The sequence below is a fragment of the Bradyrhizobium sp. 195 genome (assembly GCF_023101665.1).
Classification (GTDB): Bacteria; Pseudomonadota; Alphaproteobacteria; order Rhizobiales; family Xanthobacteraceae; genus Bradyrhizobium.
In genome coordinates this window covers 988,791-1,006,759 of record NZ_CP082161.1, presented here as the reverse complement: position 1 = coordinate 1,006,759, position 17,969 = coordinate 988,791, and the positions used below count along the sequence as shown (strand labels likewise).

General features: G+C 64.3%; 21 protein-coding genes. 14 read left to right on the top strand and 7 right to left on the bottom strand.

The genetic code is table 11. The features are described 5' to 3' along the window. Position 1: 1 nt before the first annotated feature. The 3 genes from IVB26_RS04690 to IVB26_RS04680 all read right to left on the bottom strand — a co-directional run bounded on the left by IVB26_RS04690 (position 2) and on the right by IVB26_RS04680 (position 2,227). Positions 2-583 (bottom strand): TadE/TadG family type IV pilus assembly protein, encoded by a 582-nt coding sequence (locus tag IVB26_RS04690; RefSeq protein WP_246926124.1) that lies wholly within the window; start codon positions 581-583, stop codon positions 2-4. A 162-nt stretch (positions 584-745) separates the two neighbouring features. Continuing rightward, the gene (locus IVB26_RS04685; protein WP_247970790.1) at positions 746-1,243 is read right to left on the bottom strand and encodes a pilus assembly protein N-terminal domain-containing protein; all 498 of its coding nucleotides are present in this window, start codon (positions 1,241-1,243) and stop codon (positions 746-748) included. A gap of 156 nt (positions 1,244-1,399) precedes the next feature. Then, positions 1,400-2,227: a sterol desaturase family protein gene (locus IVB26_RS04680; protein ID WP_247970789.1), complete on the bottom strand. Its 828-nt coding sequence runs from the start codon at positions 2,225-2,227 to the stop codon at positions 1,400-1,402. Positions 2,228-2,496: 269 nt separating this feature from the next. On the opposite strand from IVB26_RS04680, the gene IVB26_RS04675 reads away from it, so the two are divergent. The 10 genes from IVB26_RS04675 to IVB26_RS04630 all read left to right on the top strand — a co-directional run bounded on the left by IVB26_RS04675 (position 2,497) and on the right by IVB26_RS04630 (position 11,425). After that, a complete protein-coding gene (locus IVB26_RS04675; RefSeq protein WP_027544253.1) occupies positions 2,497-2,661 on the top strand; it encodes a Flp family type IVb pilin in 165 nt (54 codons plus the stop codon). 74 nt (positions 2,662-2,735) lie between these two features. Next, positions 2,736-2,876, top strand: coding sequence for a hypothetical protein (locus IVB26_RS04670; protein ID WP_246926139.1), 141 nt, complete (start codon positions 2,736-2,738; stop codon positions 2,874-2,876). 122 nt (positions 2,877-2,998) lie between these two features. Further along, entirely contained in the window at positions 2,999-3,523 is a 525-nt protein-coding gene (locus IVB26_RS04665; RefSeq protein WP_247970788.1) for an A24 family peptidase, read from the top strand. 128 nt (positions 3,524-3,651) lie between these two features. After that, entirely contained in the window at positions 3,652-4,449 is a 798-nt protein-coding gene (gene cpaB, locus IVB26_RS04660) for a Flp pilus assembly protein CpaB (RefSeq protein ID WP_247970787.1), read from the top strand. An 11-nt stretch (positions 4,450-4,460) separates the two neighbouring features. Continuing rightward, on the top strand, positions 4,461-5,936 hold the full coding sequence (locus IVB26_RS04655) for a type II and III secretion system protein family protein (protein WP_247973059.1): 1,476 nt from the start codon (positions 4,461-4,463) through the stop codon (positions 5,934-5,936). Between the two features lie 20 nt (positions 5,937-5,956). Next, on the top strand, positions 5,957-6,691 hold the full coding sequence (locus tag IVB26_RS04650; protein ID WP_247970786.1) for a CpaD family pilus assembly protein: 735 nt from the start codon (positions 5,957-5,959) through the stop codon (positions 6,689-6,691). Continuing rightward, positions 6,688-7,956, top strand: coding sequence for an AAA family ATPase (locus tag IVB26_RS04645; protein WP_247970785.1), 1,269 nt, complete (start codon positions 6,688-6,690; stop codon positions 7,954-7,956). Before IVB26_RS04650 ends, IVB26_RS04645 begins: the two co-directional genes overlap by 4 nt. A gap of 21 nt (positions 7,957-7,977) precedes the next feature. Then, on the top strand, positions 7,978-9,447 hold the full coding sequence (locus IVB26_RS04640) for a CpaF family protein (protein WP_247970784.1): 1,470 nt from the start codon (positions 7,978-7,980) through the stop codon (positions 9,445-9,447). Between the two features lie 16 nt (positions 9,448-9,463). Further along, positions 9,464-10,441 (top strand): type II secretion system F family protein, encoded by a 978-nt coding sequence (locus IVB26_RS04635; protein ID WP_247970783.1) that lies wholly within the window; start codon positions 9,464-9,466, stop codon positions 10,439-10,441. Positions 10,442-10,450: 9 nt separating this feature from the next. Then, the gene (locus IVB26_RS04630; protein WP_247970782.1) at positions 10,451-11,425 is read left to right on the top strand and encodes a type II secretion system F family protein; all 975 of its coding nucleotides are present in this window, start codon (positions 10,451-10,453) and stop codon (positions 11,423-11,425) included. A gap of 49 nt (positions 11,426-11,474) precedes the next feature. On the opposite strand, the gene IVB26_RS04625 is transcribed toward IVB26_RS04630, so the two are convergent. From IVB26_RS04625 to IVB26_RS04615, 3 genes are all read right to left on the bottom strand, one after another. Beyond that, a complete protein-coding gene (locus IVB26_RS04625) occupies positions 11,475-12,305 on the bottom strand; it encodes a tetratricopeptide repeat protein (RefSeq protein WP_247970781.1) in 831 nt (276 codons plus the stop codon). 96 nt (positions 12,306-12,401) lie between these two features. Continuing rightward, on the bottom strand, positions 12,402-12,647 hold the full coding sequence (locus IVB26_RS04620) for a hypothetical protein (RefSeq protein WP_247970780.1): 246 nt from the start codon (positions 12,645-12,647) through the stop codon (positions 12,402-12,404). A 234-nt stretch (positions 12,648-12,881) separates the two neighbouring features. Then, a complete protein-coding gene (locus IVB26_RS04615; protein ID WP_246923905.1) occupies positions 12,882-13,085 on the bottom strand; it encodes a hypothetical protein in 204 nt (67 codons plus the stop codon). Between the two features lie 199 nt (positions 13,086-13,284). Between IVB26_RS04615 and IVB26_RS04610 the strand changes: the two genes are divergently transcribed. From IVB26_RS04610 to IVB26_RS04595, 4 genes are all read left to right on the top strand, one after another. Next, positions 13,285-14,658, top strand: a complete 1,374-nt coding sequence (locus tag IVB26_RS04610) for a leucyl aminopeptidase family protein (protein ID WP_247970779.1) — start codon at positions 13,285-13,287, stop codon at positions 14,656-14,658. Beyond that, positions 14,651-15,505, top strand: a complete 855-nt coding sequence (locus tag IVB26_RS04605; RefSeq protein WP_247970778.1) for a C40 family peptidase — start codon at positions 14,651-14,653, stop codon at positions 15,503-15,505. Before IVB26_RS04610 ends, IVB26_RS04605 begins: the two co-directional genes overlap by 8 nt. A gap of 198 nt (positions 15,506-15,703) precedes the next feature. Further along, positions 15,704-15,985, top strand: a complete 282-nt coding sequence (locus IVB26_RS04600; protein WP_247970777.1) for a hypothetical protein — start codon at positions 15,704-15,706, stop codon at positions 15,983-15,985. A 37-nt stretch (positions 15,986-16,022) separates the two neighbouring features. Beyond that, entirely contained in the window at positions 16,023-16,250 is a 228-nt protein-coding gene (locus IVB26_RS04595) for a hypothetical protein (RefSeq protein ID WP_247970776.1), read from the top strand. A gap of 78 nt (positions 16,251-16,328) precedes the next feature. Here IVB26_RS04595 and IVB26_RS04590 read toward each other — a convergent pair whose 3' ends face one another. After that, positions 16,329-17,966 (bottom strand): ABC transporter ATP-binding protein, encoded by a 1,638-nt coding sequence (locus IVB26_RS04590; protein ID WP_247970775.1) that lies wholly within the window; start codon positions 17,964-17,966, stop codon positions 16,329-16,331. Positions 17,967-17,969 lie beyond the last annotated feature (3 nt).

Genomic DNA, 17,969 nt, shown 5'->3' with positions numbered 1-17,969 from the left:
CTCAGAAGGGTTCGTTTTTGAAGGCAGCGGTCGCGACCAGCAGTCGCTTGCTGCTGCAACCGATGTTGTAGCCGAGGCCGGTGACGAAGAGCGGCCACTGATAGAACATCCGCACCACGACGACCTGGCTGGAACTGCCGGGATTGTATTGCACGCCGGTCGGATTGAAGTTGCAGGAATCGCCGTAACTGGTGAGGTTCAGCGCTGTGAAGGAACTGGTACTCACCACGTCGACGTAAAGCTTGCTGCAATCGAAGAGCGCCGGGATCTGGCTGCAGACATAGGTCTTGAACGTGGTCTGATCGCACGCCGCGACCACGTTGGGCGTGGTCTGACAGGCTGCCACCGAGCCGCCCTGCGCTTGCGCCTGGCCGGTCAGAATGGCACGCGCGGAATTCTGGGTGACGGTCTCGAGCACCTGGCCTGCGAAGAACACCAGCGCCGTCTCGATGATGGCGAACAGCAGCGCGAAGAAAATCGGAGCGACCAGCGCGAACTCGACCGCCGCGGAGCCGCGGCGGCTGCCATGAAACCGGGATAGCGCTGTCCGGAGCGTGAACCTCGTAGGCGGAAGCGATGGCATCGCGTCAAATTCCCCAGCAGCGGCGATCCTCTGCTTGGTTCAATAGCTAAAACTGATTGTTTAAGTGTTGCAGGCGATTCACGCCCGCCGAACCGCATCGTTAAGGATGCGTTAGCCTTGGCGGGCTCGGCGATCCCCGGGTCAACCCGCCAGTCGACCTGGCTAGTTGGACTTGGTGCCCGCACCGGCGTTGCCGCTGGCATTGCTGCTCAGCGAACCGGCCTGGCTCATCGTGTTGTTGAAGTAGGCGTCGCTGTCGCCGAGCGTCACACGACGCTGGCAAATCGGCACGCAGCTGTAGGATTCGCGCTCGATCCCGCGATAGACGGTGACGAGCCGGTCGCTCGGACCCTCGACCTGGATCTGGCGGTCGACCAGAATCTCGCCGCTCCGGTCGAGCGCGATGAAATTGGTGGCACCGTAGCCCTTGCCGGTCACGACGATCATGCCGCCGGGCTGGAGGGTGACGTCCGCGATCAGGGGATTGCCGACCACGATGGTCGCGACCTTGCCAGGCAGCCGCACCAGCTTGGCCTGGTCGACATTGACGGCGATGGTGTCGGCGGTGGGCTCGGCGAGGCCGGCAGCCGGCGATGCCAGCACTGCGGCGGCAACCAGAAGACAGACGCGCGCATGACGGCGCAGCAATTCTTTACGCATACTCTTACCCTCGGGACGTCACAAACCGGCAGAAGCAACCAGCTGACAGCGGAGCCAGTGCCCGACCTAGGTAACCTGCCTTTAATTCGTGAACGTTCCGCAAACTCGCCGACTATTGTTTGAACGGACTGGCGTTTCCCGCCCGATATTGCAATCCTAGCGGCGGAACGGATAGGCCAGTTGGCCCCCGAACTCCTTCGGCATGGTCGCTTCGTCCTTGCCGTAGTCCTGCGGCAGCTGCCCCGCCGGCATGCGGAAGGTGCCAAACAGCACGTCCCAGATCGGGAACGTCCCGGCGAAATTGGTGTTGCCACCCTCTTCGAGCGAGGTGTGGTGCCAACGGTGGAATACCGGCGTTGCCAGCAAATATTTGAACGGCCCGAAGGTCCAGTTCAGATTGGCGTGCACGAAGGCCGAATGGAAGGTGGTGAACGGGCCGACCCAGATCATGACGTTCGGGGAGATGCCGGCCATCAGCAGCACGACGTCGACGCTGATCGTCCCGAGCATGAGATTGACGGGATGGAAGCGGGCCGCGGAAATCCACCCGATCTCCTCCGACGAATGATGGACGGCGTGGTACTTCCAGAAGCCGCCGTCATGGAAAAGCCGGTGCAGCCAATACAGCATGAAATCAGACAGCATCAGGAATAGCAGGGCCTGCACCCACAGGGGCAGCTGCGCCAGCGGGCCGTGGCCGTTGTCGTAGAAGGCGATGAGCCCGTCGGCATCGTGGATATTGAAGATGGCGCTGGCGCCGACGATCAGAAGTCCGATCCGCATGGTGCGGGCGAACACCGGAACGAAGAACCAGTAACAGATGTCGGTGATGATCTCCCGCTTGCGCCACCACGGTGCGCCGGGATTGCAGGCCCAGAAATGCTCGAGCACGGTGAAGACGGCCGCGAGCGCGAAGGTGACCGGGATCACCTTCACGATGGTCTCACCGAGCATCAAGGCGACTAGCATGGGCAGGCTCGACATTGTCGCCTCTCTCGCGGATTCCAGTTCTCTTACGCCTACTCCGCTAGATTTAAGGGAGGGTGAAGCCGACGCCGCGCTCACGCTGCATCTGGAACCGGAGCGAATTGCAGCCGCAGTCTTAAGGCGAAATTCACTTTGGGTGGAAGCATCGCACCAGAATCGGGTTTGCTTGATCGAATTAACCCCACCGAAAGAGCTCGGCTCTCATGGTCATCGGGTCAAAGACGGCGCCGAACGAGGCGATCTTCACCCCAGATGGAGTTTTGTTCATGAAGAACTTGATTGCACGTTTCGCGAAGGATGAATCCGGCGCCACCGCCATCGAATACGGTCTGATCGCCGCCGGCATCGCGCTGGCCATCATCACCGTCGTCAACAATCTCGGCACCACGCTGAACACCAAGTTCACCTCGATCAGCACGTCGCTGAAGTAAGCGACCGACGAACGACGGCAAAAGCCCCGGATCTCCGGGGCCTTTGTTTTTGAAGACGGCGAGTTCCAGTGGCGTTGCGCGAGTACAGAACCGATGCCGCGGTCGCGGCGAACGAGGCAGGGGCGGCGCAGGCCGGATCACCGGTCTATTGGGTCTGCCTTGCCCTGCTGCTTGCAACAGTCGCGCTCGCCGCGCGCATTGCCAGCCTCTGGTGAGCACGCGTTCGGCGGCTTCGGCCCCGCGCGACCCTTACTGCCGTTGTCGGTTTGTTTAGCACTGCCGGCTAGCATCGCCCGACGCCAGTTCCCGCGGCAAACCCAGGCCCAAAACGCAGCCCATGATCCTCGACCTTGCGCGCCTTCTGCTCTTCCCGGCCCTGATGGCGTTCGCCGCCGCGAGCGATCTCTTCACGATGACGATCTCGAACCGTGTGTCGCTGGCGCTGGTCGCCGGCTTCTTCGCACTTGCCCTCGCCGGTGGCATGGCACCTTACGAGATGCTGAGTCATGTCGGTGCCGGCGCGCTTCTCCTGGTCGTGGCCTTCACCTGCTTTGCGATGGGCTGGGTCGGCGGCGGCGACGCCAAGGTCGCGGCCTCGGTCGCGCTCTGGTTCGGGTTCGCGCAGTTGATGAACTTCCTGCTCTACGCCTCGCTGTTCGGCGGCGCGCTGACGCTGCTCCTGCTCCAGTTCCGGCAATGGCCGCTGCCCTACGGGCTGGCGGGTCAGGCCTGGCTCGCGCGGCTGCACGCCAAGGAGAGCGGCATCCCCTACGGCATCGCGCTCGCCATGAGCGCGCTGATGGTCTACCCGGAGACCGAATGGGTGAAGGCGATCGACCTCGCCCACCTCGCACTGCGCTGAACGCACTGGGTAAACCGGGCGTTAAGGCGATTTAGATACGCCTCATTAACCATGCTTTGACGAATAGCTGGTCAACTGCCGATTACGGCGGCGGCAGCGTCGCGGCGTTTTGTTGGAAAGTGAAGCGTATGAATAGGGCACGCATTGTCGTCCTGACGGTCGCCATCTGCGCCGGCGGCGTCGCCGCGTACCTGGCGAGCGGCTCGGACAATTCTGCGCCGCCTCCGGCCCCGGTCGCGCAGCTTCCGACCGTCGACGTTCTCGTGGCCAAGAACGACATCGGCCTCGGCCAGACCGTGAAGCCGGAAGACGTGCAATGGCAGACTTGGCCGGCCGCGACCGCCAGCGCCACCTTCATCCGCCGCAACGAGCGTCCCGAAGGCGCGACCCAGGTCGCCGGTTCGATCGCGCGCGCGCCCTTCATTCAGGGCGAACCGATTCGCGACCAGAAGCTGGTCAAGGCCGAGGGTTCCGGTTTCATGGCGGCAATCCTGCCCACCGGCATGCGGGCGATCTCGACCGAGATCTCGCCGGAGACCGGCGCGGGCGGCTTCATCCTGCCCAACGATCGCGTCGACGTCCTGCTCACGCGCCGGCTGAAGAACCCGGACCAGAGCAGCGGCGCCCCCGACGTCGTCACCTCCGAGATCATCCTGGCCAATATCCGCGTCCTCGCCATCGATCAGGCGCCGAAGGAGAAGGACGGCCAGAACGCCGTGGTCGGCAAGACCGTCACCCTCGAGCTCAATCCCGCGCAGACCGCAACGCTTTCGGCGTCCCGCCAAAGCGGCACGCTGTCGCTGGCACTGCGCAGCATCGTCGACGTCAAGATGAGCGAAATCACGCTCGATGACTCCGCGCAGAAGCGGGACGGTATTTCGATCATTCGCTACGGCATTCCAAGTCAGACGGCGAAGGCACGATGAAGACAGTCGATATGAAATGCAGGGTGGATTTGACGACGATGCGAACCTCCATGGTCCGCGCCCTGTCGTTTTCGGCCGCTGTCGCGCTGGCGCTCAACCCGGTTCTGACCCCCGTGGTCGCCGCCGATTACCGCCCCGTGGCGTCGGCCGCAGCGGACGGCCAGATGAACGCGCGCTTCCTCTCGCTCGGCGTCGGCAAGTCCATCGTGATCGACCTGCCGCGCGACATCAAGGACGTGCTGGTCGCCGATCCCAAGATCGCCAATGCGGTGGTCCGCTCGGCGCAGCGCGCCTATATCATCGGCGCCGCGGTCGGCCAGACCAATATCGTGTTCTTCGATTCCGCCGGTCAGCAGATTGCGGCCTATGACATCGCGGTCAAGCGCGACCTCAACGGCGTGCGGGCCGCGCTGAAGCAGGTCCTGCCCAATTCAGACATCCAGATCGACGGGCTCGGCGACGGCATCGTCCTGACCGGCACGGCGGCGAACCCGTTGGAAGCGCAGCAGGCCAACGATCTCGCCGCACGCCTGGCCGGCGGCGCCGACAAGGTGGTGAACTCGATCGTGGTCCGCGGCCGCGACCAGGTCATGCTCAAGGTGACGGTGGCCGAGGTCCAGCGCAGCATCGTCAAGCAGCTCGGCATCGACCTGACCGCCAACCTCAACTACGGCACTTCCGTGGTGAGCTTCTCCAACTCGAATCCGTTCACGGCTCTCGGCAAGAACCTCGTGGACGGCAACAATCTGACCACGAAGTTCGGCGCCGCACCGTCGGTGCAGGCCACCCTGCGCGCGATGGAAACCGCGGGGGTGATCCGCACGCTGGCCGAACCGAACCTGACCGCGATCTCCGGTGAATCGGCAACGTTCATCGCCGGCGGTGAATTCCCGGTCCCGGCAGGCTATGCGTGCGATCCCACCACGCATGTCTGTACCACCCAGATCAGCTTCAAGAAGTTCGGCATCTCGCTCAACTTCACCCCCGTGGTGCTGAGCGAAGGCAAGATCAGCCTGCGGGTGATGACCGAGGTTTCCGAGCTTTCGAACGAAAACGCGATCACGCTGTCGCAGGCCGTGACCTCGACGTCAGTGAACTCGCTGACGGTGCCCTCGATCAGGACCCGCCGCGCGGAGACCTCGCTGGAAATTCCCTCCGGCGGCGCTATGGCGATGGCCGGCCTGATCCAGCAGCAGACCAAGCAGGCGGTCAGCGGACTGCCGGGACTGATGCAGCTCCCGATCCTCGGCACGCTGTTCCGCAGCCGCGACTTCGTCAACAACGCGACTGAGCTCGTCGTGATCGTAACGCCCTACGTCGTTCGCGCGGTGGCGCCGAAGGATCTGTCGCGTCCGGATGACGGCTTTGCCCCGCCGGCCGATCCGCAAGCCCAGCTGATCGGCAACATCAACCGGATCTATGGCGTGCCTGGCCGAACCGAACCGGCCAAGAACTACCGCGGCACCTATGGCTTCATCACCGACTGAAGCGGAACGGGGACTTCACGATGATCACAAGACCACCCCAGCTTCGCAAACGCGCCATCCGCCTCAGTGGCGCGCTCGTCGGCATGGCGCTGGCGCTCTGCGGCTGCCAGCACGACGAAGTCCTCACTGCCTCCATTCCCGACGACTACAAGCAGCGCCATCCGATCGCGGTCGAGGAGCAGAACCGATCGATCGTCGTCTTCGTCGGCCATGCCCGCGGCGGATTGACCGCCGCCCAGCGCGCTGACGTGATGGGTGTGGCCTCGGCATGGTTGCACGAAGGTACGGGCGCCATCCGTATCGACGTGCCCTCCGGCACTCCCAACGCGCGTCCGGTCGCGGACACGATGCGTGAAATCCAGGCGATGCTGGCAGGCGCAGGCGTTCCGCCGCGCGGCGTGAACATTCGCCCCTACCAGCCGGAAGACAAACGTTTCCTGCCGCCGATCCGGCTCACCTATTCCAAAATCGCCGCGGTCGCGGGTCCATGCGGCCTGTGGCCGGAGGACATCGGCCCTTCGATGAAGAACAAGAGGTGGTTCGAGAACAAGGACTACTACAATTACGGCTGCGCCTATCAGCGCAACCTCGCGGCGATGGTCGACAATCCGTCGGACCTCGAGCAGCCGCGGCCCGAAACGCCGTCCTACACGGCCCGACGCATGACCGGTTTCGAGAAGTATCGCAAGGGACTCTCGACATCGACCACCTATCCCGAGGCCGACAAGGCCAAACTCAGCGACACCGGCAAATGATCAGCTACGCTCGCCAGACACACGAAGAGCAGCCGGAAGCAGCTCCTCCGCCGGTCGAGGAGCATATTGCTCCCGCGCCGCGCGTCTCCGTCCAGGCCTTTTGCGAGACCGTGGAAACTGCTGCCGCGGTCCAGTCGGCCGGCGAGGATCGCCGCCTCGGCAAGGCCCATCTGAAGATCCAGATGGGCGGCATGGCGGCCGCGGTCGAAGCCTACCGCTCGGCTCCCACGCCGAACGTGATCGTGCTCGAGAGCGACGGCCGCAACGACCTCTTGGGCGGGCTCGACCAGCTCGCAACCGTCTGCGACGCCGGCACCCGCGTGGTCGTGATCGGCCGCATCAATGACGTGACTCTCTACCGCGAGCTGGTGCGCCGCGGCGTCAGCGACTATGTGCTCGCGCCGGTCGGCGCGATCGATGTCGTGCGCTCGATCTGCAACCTGTTCTCGGCGCCGGAAGCCAAGGCGGTCGGCCGCATCATCGCCGTGGTCGGCGCCAAGGGCGGCGTCGGGGCTTCCACCATCTCCCACAATGTCGCCTGGGCGATCGCGCGCGACCTCGCAATGGACGCCGTCGTCGCCGATCTCGACCTCGCCTTCGGCACCGCCGGGCTCGACTACAACCAGGATCCGCCGCAGGGCATTGCCGACGCCGTGTTCTCACCCGATCGCGTCGACACCGCCTTTATCGACCGCCTGCTGTCGAAATGCACCGACCATCTCAGCCTGCTGGCGGCGCCGGCGACGCTCGACCGGGTCTATGATTTCGGCACCGACGCATTCGACTCGGTATTCGACACGCTGCGTTCCACCATGCCGTGCATCGTGCTCGACATTCCGCATCAATGGTCGGGCTGGACCAAGCGCGCCTTGATTGGAGCGGATGACATCCTGATCGTGGCCGCTCCCGACCTCGCCAATTTGCGCAACACCAAGAACCTGTTCGATCTGCTGAAGGCCGCGCGTCCCAACGACCGACCGCCGCTCTACTGCCTGAACCAGGTCGGCGTGCCGAAGCGACCCGAAATCGCCGCCGCGGAGTTCGCCAAGGCCATCGAGAGCCAGCCGATCGTCTCGATCCCGTTCGAGCCGCAGATCTTCGGCTCGGCGGCCAACAACGGCCAAATGATCGCGGAGATCTCCGCCAACCACAAGTCGATCGAGATGTTCCTTCAGATCGCCCAGCGCCTGACCGGCCGCAGCGAGACCAAGAAGCAAAAGTCGTCCCTGTTTTCACCCCTGATTGACAAGTTGCGGGGAAAATAAGCCACCGCATGGAGTTGTTAAGTGTTCGGTAAGCGTAGCGGAACAGACACCGACCTTCGGGCGCCCAAGCCCGGCGCCGTGTCGCCCGAGCCTGCCCAGGCTCCGGCGCCGACGGTGTCGCGCGCCCCGCCTCCGCCGGCCGTCGCCTCCCCGCCGCTCGCTCCTGCCAAGGCCCCGCCGCCTCCTTCCATGGAGAGCCGGCGTTCAGACAATTATTACGAGGTCAAGGCGACCATCTTCGGCGCGCTGATCGAGGCGATCGACCTCGCCCAGCTCGCCAAGCTCGATTCGGAGTCCGCGCGCGAGGAAATCCGCGACATCGTCAACGAGATCATCGCGATCAAGAACATCGTGATGTCGATCGCCGAGCAGGAGGAACTGCTCGACGACATCTGCAATGACGTTCTCGGCTACGGTCCGCTCGAGCCGTTGCTGTCGCGCGACGACATCGCCGACATCATGGTCAACGGCGCCAACACCGTCTACATCGAAGTCGCCGGCAAGATCCAGCGCACGGGAATTCGCTTCCGCGACAACCAGCAGCTCCTCAACATCTGCCAGCGCATCGTCAGCCAGGTCGGCCGGCGCGTCGACGAATCCTCGCCGATTTGCGACGCGCGCCTCGCCGACGGCTCCCGCGTCAACGCCATCGTGCCGCCGCTGTCGATCGACGGGCCGACGCTCACCATCCGCAAATTCAAGAAGGACAAGCTGACGCTGGATCAGCTCGTCAAGTTCGGCGCGATCTCACCGGAAGGCGCGGAAATCCTCCAGATCATCGGCCGCGTCCGCTGCAACGTGCTGATTTCCGGCGGTACCGGCTCGGGCAAGACCACGCTGCTCAACTGCCTGACCAACTATATCGAGCACGACGAGCGCATCATCACCTGCGAGGACGCGGCCGAACTACAGCTGCAGCAGCCTCACGTGGTGCGGCTGGAAACCCGTCCGCCCAACATCGAGGGCGAGGGCCAGATCACCATGCGCGAGCTGGTGCGCAACTGTCTGCGTATGCGTCCTGAACGCATCATCGTCGGCGAAGTCCGCGGCCCGGAAGCGTTCGACCTGCTCCAGGCCATGAACACCGGCCACGACGGCTCGATGGGGACGCTGCACGCCAACAACCCCCGCGAGGCGCTGTCGCGCTGCGAATCCATGATCACGATGGGTGGCTTTTCGCTCCCCTCGCGCACCATCCGTGAGATGATCTGCGCCTCCATCGACGTCATCGTCCAGGCCGCGCGCCTGCGCGACGGCTCGCGCCGCATCACCCACATCACCGAGGTGATGGGCATGGAAGGCGACACCATCATCACCCAGGACATCTTCCTCTACGACATGGTCGGCGAGGACGCCAACGGCAAGATCATCGGCCGGCACCGCTCGACCGGCATCGGCCGTCCGAAGTTCTGGGAACGCGCCCGCTATTACGGCGACGAGAAGCGCCTTGCCGCTGCGTTGGACGCGGCGGAAGTCAAGCCGACGACGTGAGCAGGTCAGCACCGTCATGAACATGCAAGTCCTCGCCCTCGCATTCCTCGCCACCGCAGCGGTCGGCGGCGTCGCCTGGGTCTTCCTCTATCCGCTGCTGTCCGGGGAACGAAAGGCGGAGAGCCGCCGAGCCTCGATCTCGCGCGCCGAGGCGCCCACGGCACGCCAGGCCGAGAAGACCCAGCGTTCGCGCCGCGAACAGGTCGAGACCACGCTGAAGGATCTCGAAGCGCGACGCCTGCAGGAAAAGAGCGTTCCGCTCAGCGTCCGCCTGTCGCAGGCTGGACTCGACTGGACGACGCAGAAATTCTGGTTGATGTCCGCCGTCGTGGCGGGCGTGTTCTTCGCGGCCGCCCTGTTCGCCGGCGGCGGCCTGATCGGCGCTGCCGGCCTTGCCTTTGCCGGCGGATTCGGGCTGCCGCGCTGGGCGTTGGGCTTCCTGAAGAAGCGTCGCGAGAGCAAGTTCCTGGCGGCGCTGCCGGACGCGGTCGACGTGATCGTCCGCGGCATCAAGGCGGGCCTGCCGCTGTTCGAATCGATCAAGGTCGTTGCCGCCGACGCGCCCGAGCCGCTGCGCAGCGAGTTCCTGGCGATCATCGAGACGCAGGCGATCGGCATGCCCCTCGGCGAGGCCTGCTCGCGGCTCTACGATCGCATGCCGCTGCCGGAGGCCAATTTCTTCGGCATCGTGGTTTCGATCCAGCAGAAGTCGGGCGGCAACCTCTCCGAAGCGCTCGGCAATCTTTCCAAGGTGCTGCGCGACCGCAAGAAGATGAGGGAAAAGATCCAGGCGATGTCGATGGAAGCCAAGGCTTCGGCCGGCATCATCGGCTCCTTGCCGCCGATCGTCATGTTCCTCGTCTATCTCACGACACCGCAATATATCTCGCTGCTTTGGACTCATCCCACCGGCCAGCTGATGCTGGTCGCCTGCGTCGTCTGGATGTCGATCGGCATCATGGTGATGAAGAAGATGATCAACTTCGATTTCTGACGGTGCCGTATGGTCGATTTCCTCGTCTCGAAACTGCACGACGTACGCTTCATGACCATGCTGCTGGCGGCCATTGCCGCCAGCGCCACCGTGTATACGCTGGTGATGCCACTGCTCGCCGGCGAGGGGCTCGCCAAGCGCATGAAGGCGGTGGCGAGCGAGCGTGAGCGCATTCGGCAGCGCGAGCGTGAGCGCCTTCACAAGAACGAAAAAGTCTCGCTGCGCCAGACCCCGAAGCAGCTCGTCTCCAAGGTCGTCGAGGACTTCAACCTCACCAAATGGCTCGCGCAGGAGGCTGCGCGGGACAAGCTCATCATGGCGGGCTACCGCGGCCATGCGCCCTACATCACCTTCCTGTTTGCCCGCATGGTCGCGCCGATCGTGCTCTTCATCGGCTCGGTCATCTACGTTTTCGGCATCGCGCATATGGAGCAGGCGATGCCGATCAAGATCGGCATCTGCGTCGGCGCCGCCTATCTCGGCCTGCAGGCACCGATGCTGTTCCTCAGGAACGCGATTTCCAAGCGCCAGCTCTCGATCAAGCGCGCCTTTCCCGATGCGCTCGACCTGCTCCTGATCTGCATCGAATCCGGCATGTCGGTCGAGATGGCGTTCAGGAAAGTCGCCACCGAGATCGTGGGACAGTCGATCGCGCTGTCGGAGGAGTTCACGCTGACCACGGCCGAATTGTCCTATCTGCAGGATCGCAAGGTCGCCTATGAGAACCTGGCGCGACGCACCGGCCTCGAGGGCGTCAAGTCGGTGTGTCTCGCGCTTCAGCAGGCGGAGCGCTACGGCACCCCGCTAGGACATTCCTTGCGCGTCATGGCGCAGGAAAACCGCGACATGCGCATGAACGAGGCCGAGAAGAAGGCCGCCGCCCTGCCGCCGAAGCTGACTGTGCCGATGATCTTGTTCTTCCTGCCGGTGCTGTTCGTCGTCATTCTCGGGCCGACCGGCATCAAGATCACCGAACTGCACTGAGACGGACAGACCGCGCGGTCCGCCCTTACGTCAAAGTCGGGGGATCTGATCAGTCTGGCTGGCTGAGCGAGGCGACCGGCGTCCGCTTCGGCCCGCCGCGCGGGCCTTCGCTGCGGCTGAGCATGTCCTTGAGATAGGCGACGTTGGCCGCAGCCTGATCCGGTGGCAGATCTGCCTTCACGATGGTCTCGGCTTCCGCAAAGCGGCCCTGGAGACCGACGACGAGACCGAGATTCTGCCGCACCCGGGTGCTCGCGCGCGGCGAAGCGTAGGCCTGCCGCAGCGCCTCTTCAGCCTTCGGCAAGTCTCGCGACAACATGTAGGACAGGCCGAGATTGGAGAGCACGCCGGGATCACCCGGCGCGATCTTGAGCGCGCTCGCGTAATAGGAGCGCGCCTCCTCATGACGGCCCATTTGGTCCAGCGCCGTTCCCTGCACAGAGAGCAGATGCCAATCCGGATTGTCCGGGGAATGCGCTTTCGACAGGACGTCGTAGGCCTGCTGGAAATTGCCGTTGTCGGCGAGGGCGCGGCCGTACAGGGCGAGCAATGTCTTGTTGCCGGGATTGGCAATGGTCGCCTGCTCGAGCACCGCTGCGGCCTGGGCGCGCTGGCCGTTCGCGCGCAGGGCCTGACCATAGCCAAGCGCGGCGTCGGCGTCCTTGGGATTGGCGCGGTAGCGCTCGCCATAGACCTCGACGGCACGCACCGGATCGGTGGGCGCGCGATCGGTGGCAGCGGCCTCGGCCCGCGGCCCGCCGACCGAGCCCGTTACGTCGGAGAGTTTCGACATGGCCGTGCAGCCGCCGAGGCCCATGGCCAATGCCGCGACCACCGACGTGGACGCAAGAAGCCTGGCAAGACTGAACCGTTGACGCATGACGCCTTGACTCTCGAGCCGATTGATCGAGCAGAACGCGCCAGCAATAGACTGTTAACCCTAACGGCCGGTTAACGCCGCTTCCTGCCCGCACCTCTAGGGCGACGTTTGCGGCGGCGCCTCACCGCCGAGGTCCAGATCGAGGCCGAGGGCCTTCACCTGGTCGTCCAGGTCCCGCAGCAATTGCCGCCTTTGTCGCGCCGGCTGTCGGGCATCGACGCCCTCGCGGGACAGCCTGGGCAGTTGGCGCAGGAAATCATCACAGTTGATCGAGCGCCTGCCGGAGAGCTCATCGAGCTGAGCGCGATCGACGCCGAGCACATCGGCGGATTGCGCGATCAATCGACCGAGCAGTGTTCTCACGGCGGACAATGCGTCGATCTCAGAGCTCGGCCCGGATCTCGCGACCTTGCCTTCGAGGTCCGTCCAGGCATGAGACGAGGCGACGTAAGTATAGAACGCGCTCGCCCAGTCCGGTTCGGCGGCGCTAGTAAAGCCCTGCGGCCGCGCTCGCGTGAACGGCAGTTCTCAACATGAGATACGAGTCCTGCCGTACAGCGGTTTCGTTTCGTCCGATCAATATTCGATGGCAAGCCGCTTGCGGATTTCGTCGACGCGCTTGTCCAGCGCATCGAACCGCGCGTGGACGGATCGGTCATGGAGATAGAAGACGTAGCCGCCGGCAAGGAGCGCGAAGATCCAGTGGTGGTGCTCGACATAGCCAAAAATCGCCTCGACGGCCTGGCCGATGAATGTGACCACGCTCCACACAAATTCCATTGCACTTTCCTCCCGACGCTTCGTCGCCGGTCGCCCGATTTCCATTCCTGGCGACCGTTGCCGGAACCTAGCATGCCCCCCTTGCCGCGAGTAGCGGCTCGCTGAACGGTGACGGCAAAGCCGATTGCAGCAGCGGCCAAACTCTGCGAAGTCTCGTCCGTTCGTATGACCCGTTTGATCTGACGATCGGGACCCGCCAATGCCTTCTGTCTTCGAGACGTCGCCCACCGCCATCCCGATCAATTTCGTCACCAAATCGAGCTGGGATCAGGTCGCCGAGACGCTGCCGCCCCCGCAACGCCTGTTCGCCACGGCATGCGCCTTCACCGCCAAGCCGGGCGCCTATCTGGCACTGCCTGCGCCGGACGGCGCAATTGCCCAGGTGCTGTTCGGCCTTGAGGACGAGGGTGCAAGATCGCGCGACCTGTTCCGGCCTGGCGCCCTGCCGGGGCTCCTGCCGCCGGGCACTTATCGCTTTGCCAATGCCCCACACGATGCACGGCTGGCGGCGCTTGCCTTCGCACTGGGATGCTACCGCTTCGCGCGATACCGGAAGGCTGACCGTCCCGACGTCCGGCTGGTGCCGCCTGATGGCATCGATGCGACCAGGATCGAGCGGATCGCGGATGCCGCAATGCTCGCGCGCGACCTCATCAACATGCCGTCCAACGACATGGGGCCCGCGGAGTTGGCTGCCGCCGCGCAAGACCTCGCGGCGGAGTTCGGTGCAAGTTTCGCCTGCACCATCGGCGCAGAGTTGGAGACGGATTTCCCGTTGATCCACGCCGTCGGCATGGCCTCCAGCCGCGCGCCGCGGCTGATCGATATCGGCTGGGGCGATCCTGATCATCCCAAGGTGACGTTGGTCGGCAAGGGCGTCTGCTTCGACACCGGCGGGCTCGATCTGAAGCCGTCGAGCGGCATGCTGATCATGAAGAAGGACATGGGCGGCGCCGCAAATGTGCTGGCGCTGGCACGCATGGTGATGGACGCGAAGCTGAAGGTGCGGCTTCGCGTGCTGATTCCGGCCGTGGAGAACGCGGTCGCGGGCAACGCCTTCCGCCCGCTCGACATCTTCACCTCGCGCAAGGGGATCACGGTCGAGATCGGCAACACGGATGCGGAAGGCCGCCTGGTGCTCGCCGACGCGCTGGCGCTGGCCGACGAGGAGAAGCCAGACCTGCTGATCGATCTGGGCACGCTGACCGGGGCGGCGCGCGTCGCGCTGGGGCCGGATTTGCCGCCCTTTTACACCAATGATGAGACCCTTGCCGCCGACCTCGCGCGCTGCGCGGTGCAGGAGAACGATCCGTTGTGGCGCATGCCGCTATGGCCGCCTTACGATGCCTGGCTGGACTCCAAGACGGCCACCATCACCAACGCGCCATCAGGCGGCTTTGCCGGCTCGATCACCTGCGCGCTGTTCCTGCAACGCTTCGTCGAGCAGGCCAGGAGCTGGCTGCATGTCGACATCTACGGCTGGACCCCGTCGGCCAAGCCCGCACGTCCCGAGGGCGGCGAGTGTCAGGCCGCGCGCGCCATCTACACCTTGCTGAGCGAGCGCTATGCTTGATCCAAAATACGATCCGCGGCTGACGCCGGCGCGAGGCGATCTCGCCGCGAAATATCTCGAAGGCAAGGTCGAGGCGGATCGCTTCGTCACCGGCGAGGAATTCGAGGTGGTCGAACCGGTCGCGCCGGTGCGCGAGCAACCGTCTTCGAACGCGATGCTGATGACGGAGGCACTGCGCGGCGAACGCGTCACGGTCTACGACCGGAACGGCGAAGGCTGGGCGTGGGGCCAGCTCAATGGCGATGGCTATGTCGGCTGGCTGCCGGATGCGGCGCTCGTAAAGCCGTCGGCCGCCCCAACTCACGTGGTCGGCGCGCTGCGGACGTTTGCCTTCCCCGGTCCCTCGATCAAGCTGCCGCCGGCCGAAACGCTCGTGATGGGATCCAGGCTCGCGGTGGCGCGCGAGGACGGAAGCTTCGCCGTGACGCGCGACGGCAGGTATCTGCCGAAGTCCCATCTCGCGCCGCTCGATCATCGCGAGCCGGATTTCGTCGCGGTCGCCGAGCGCTTCGCCGGCACGCCCTATCTGTGGGGCGGCAAGAGCAGTTTGGGCATCGATTGCTCCGGCCTCGTTCAGGTCTCGCTGACAGCATCAGGCATCGGCTGCCCGCGCGACAGCGACATGCAGCTGGCCGGACTCGGCCGCGCGCTGGATCCGCATGAGCGGAGCAGCTTGCTGCGCGGCGATCTGATCTTCTGGAAGGGGCATGTCGCGATCGTACGCGATAATCGCACCATGGTTCACGCCAACGCGCATCACATGACGACGGTGATCGAACCGATCGAGCCGGCCATCGCGCGGATCAAGCAGGCCGGCAGCGAAGTTGTCGCGATCAAGCGGCTCTAGGGCCGCGGATCAAGAGGATCGTAACGCGAGCTCTTTCTCGGCACCCGAACAGGTTCCGGACGCGATTGTTGATGTATCGGACGCATCGACCCCGTCCCAATGGGCATCTTGCGGCGCAGCTACGGAACAAACGTTACATCTGAGAGCTTTGCGGAACGAAACGCGTCGCCAGTCTTTCTCTGGCTTTGGGAGGTGCCCATGAGTTCTCAGGCCAGAGAAGGCGCGTGTGCGTTTGCTTGGCGGAACTACTTGCTGATCCACAGCGGCATCAGCGAGAATGATAACAGGCGTTCCGCCCTCTACCGCTACATCGCCAGTCTTCGCGATACCGGCGAAGATGATTTCGATCTCTTGCAAATAGCCGCAGTCGCCTACCTGAAAAAGCTGGATGAATTGCAAGACAACCAATGCGCGCGACTCGCGGCGGATCAAGTTTTGGCCAAGTGTTTAGAGGCACGCGGTTCAAAACACGACAGCTAGCTTTCAGGCCATAACACCAGAGCGAAGGAGGAACAGCATGGCAGACAAGTCCAATGTAGACCGTTTCCCGCGCGACCCAGAACGGCGCGTCGCCGCAGCGACAGCAATCGGCATGAATGCCTTGAAGCCGATGATGCACTTCCAGATCTCAATGCTGAGGATGTGGGCCGACGGCATCGAGAGGCTCGCGGGCAATTACGAAAAGCGGCTGGAAGAAACTGCGACCGCAGCCGAGGACCGGTCAGACAAGGAACGCGCCGCGTAAATCAACGCGACGGGTCAAGCACAGCCCGCATTGGAAGCGGCCCCGGGGTTCGCGCTGTCGCGCCCCTGGAATGACGGACTACGTCGCGGCAGCCCCATTGCCCGCCGTCTCCAGCCGGAACGCCGCCGCGAACAGCGCGCGCGTGTAATCCGTCTTCGGGGTCTTGAACAGCTCTGCGGCCTGTCCCTCTTCGACGACCTTGCCGCCGCGCATCACGATCAGGTGGCTCGCGAGCGAAGCGACGACGCGTAAGTCGTGCGAGATGAACATGTAGGTAAGCTCGCGCTTGCGCTGGAGCTCGCGCAGCAGATCGACCATCTGCGCCTGGAACAGCATGTCGAGCGCACTGGTCGGCTCGTCCAGCACGACAAAATCCGGCTCCAGCACCACCGCCCGCGCGATAGAGATGCGCTGGCGCTGGCCGCCGGAGAATTCATGGGGATAGCGGTTGCGGGTATCGGGCTTCAGCCCGACGTCTTCCAGTGCCTTGACGACGCGCGCCTCGCGTTCTTCGCGCGACAGCGTCGGCTGATGCACGGACAGACCCTCGGCAATGATATCTGCGACCGACATGCGCGGTGAGAGCGAGCCGAACGGGTCCTGGAACACGATCTGCATGTCGCGCCGGAACGGCCGCATCTCCTTGAAACGCAGGCCCTGGATGTCCTTCCCCAAGAATACGATGCGTCCGTTCGACGAGATCAGCCGCAGCAGCGCCAGCCCCAGCGTGGTCTTGCCCGAGCCGGATTCGCCGACGACGCCAAGCGTCTCGCCCTTGCGCACGGCGACGCTGACGCCGTCGACCGCCTTGATGTGGCCGACCGTCTTGCGCATGAGGCCGCGCTTGATCGGAAACCAGACCTTCAGGTCGTTGGCCGACATCACCAACGGCGCATCCGGCTGCGGCGGCGCCGGATCCGGCTTCGGCTCGGCCGCGAGCAGATCGCGCGTGTAGGGATGTTTCGGCGTCTTGAAGACCTGCTCGACCGGTCCCTGCTCGACGATCTCGCCGCTCTTCATGACACAAACGGTGTCGGCGATGCGGCGCACGATGCCGAGATCGTGGGTGATGAAGAGCAGGCTCATGCCGAGCCGCGAGCGGATCTCGGCGAGCAGCGCCAGGATCTGTGCCTGCACGGTGACATCGAGCGCCGTCGTCGGCTCGTCCGCGATCAACAGATCCGGCTCGTTGGCGAGCGCCATCGCGATCATCACGCGCTGGCGCTGACCGCCGGAGAGTTGATGCGGATAGCTCTTCAGCCGCGTCTCCGGCTCGGGGATGCCAACCTGCGTCAGCAGTTCCAGCGTCCGCCTGCGCGCCTCGGCATTGCTGGTTGGATTATGCAGCTGGATGATCTCGCCGATCTGCGCCTCGATCGTGTGCAACGGATTGAGCGAGGTCATCGGCTCCTGGAAGATGATGGAGATATCGCTACCGCGAATCTCCCGCATCTCCTGTTCGGATCGGTCGATGAGCTCCTGACCCTTGAAGCGGATGCTGCCGGAGGGGTGCGAGGCGTTCGGATAGGGCAAGAGCTTGAGGATCGAGAGCGCGCTGACGGACTTGCCGGAGCCGGATTCACCGACCAGTGCCAGGCATTCGCCGCGCTTGATCTGGAACGAGACCTTGTCGACCGCGAGCGTCGTGGCTCCGCCCTGGTGGAAGGCCACCGAGAGGTCGCGAACGGCAAGCAGGGGCTGGTTGATCGCGTCCATCGG

Coding starts and splice junctions, on each gene's coding strand:
- IVB26_RS04690 (WP_246926124.1), bottom strand. CDS start 583: ATGCCATCGCTTCCGCCTACGAGGTTCACGCTCCGGACAGCGCTATCC.
- IVB26_RS04590 (WP_247970775.1), bottom strand. CDS start 17,966: ATGGACGCGATCAACCAGCCCCTGCTTGCCGTTCGCGACCTCTCGGTG.
- IVB26_RS04625 (WP_247970781.1), bottom strand. CDS start 12,305: ATGCGTCAACGGTTCAGTCTTGCCAGGCTTCTTGCGTCCACGTCGGTG.
- IVB26_RS04615 (WP_246923905.1), bottom strand. CDS start 13,085: ATGGAATTTGTGTGGAGCGTGGTCACATTCATCGGCCAGGCCGTCGAG.
- IVB26_RS04650 (WP_247970786.1), top strand. CDS start 5,957: ATGATCACAAGACCACCCCAGCTTCGCAAACGCGCCATCCGCCTCAGT.
- IVB26_RS04605 (WP_247970778.1), top strand. CDS start 14,651: ATGCTTGATCCAAAATACGATCCGCGGCTGACGCCGGCGCGAGGCGAT.
- IVB26_RS04630 (WP_247970782.1), top strand. CDS start 10,451: ATGGTCGATTTCCTCGTCTCGAAACTGCACGACGTACGCTTCATGACC.
- IVB26_RS04645 (WP_247970785.1), top strand. CDS start 6,688: ATGATCAGCTACGCTCGCCAGACACACGAAGAGCAGCCGGAAGCAGCT.
- IVB26_RS04655 (WP_247973059.1), top strand. CDS start 4,461: ATGAAATGCAGGGTGGATTTGACGACGATGCGAACCTCCATGGTCCGC.
- cpaB (WP_247970787.1), top strand. CDS start 3,652: ATGAATAGGGCACGCATTGTCGTCCTGACGGTCGCCATCTGCGCCGGC.
- IVB26_RS04635 (WP_247970783.1), top strand. CDS start 9,464: ATGAACATGCAAGTCCTCGCCCTCGCATTCCTCGCCACCGCAGCGGTC.
- IVB26_RS04665 (WP_247970788.1), top strand. CDS start 2,999: ATGATCCTCGACCTTGCGCGCCTTCTGCTCTTCCCGGCCCTGATGGCG.
- IVB26_RS04610 (WP_247970779.1), top strand. CDS start 13,285: ATGCCTTCTGTCTTCGAGACGTCGCCCACCGCCATCCCGATCAATTTC.
- IVB26_RS04685 (WP_247970790.1), bottom strand. CDS start 1,243: ATGCGTAAAGAATTGCTGCGCCGTCATGCGCGCGTCTGTCTTCTGGTT.
- IVB26_RS04595 (WP_247970776.1), top strand. CDS start 16,023: ATGGCAGACAAGTCCAATGTAGACCGTTTCCCGCGCGACCCAGAACGG.
- IVB26_RS04675 (WP_027544253.1), top strand. CDS start 2,497: ATGAAGAACTTGATTGCACGTTTCGCGAAGGATGAATCCGGCGCCACC.
- IVB26_RS04600 (WP_247970777.1), top strand. CDS start 15,704: ATGAGTTCTCAGGCCAGAGAAGGCGCGTGTGCGTTTGCTTGGCGGAAC.
- IVB26_RS04680 (WP_247970789.1), bottom strand. CDS start 2,227: ATGTCGAGCCTGCCCATGCTAGTCGCCTTGATGCTCGGTGAGACCATC.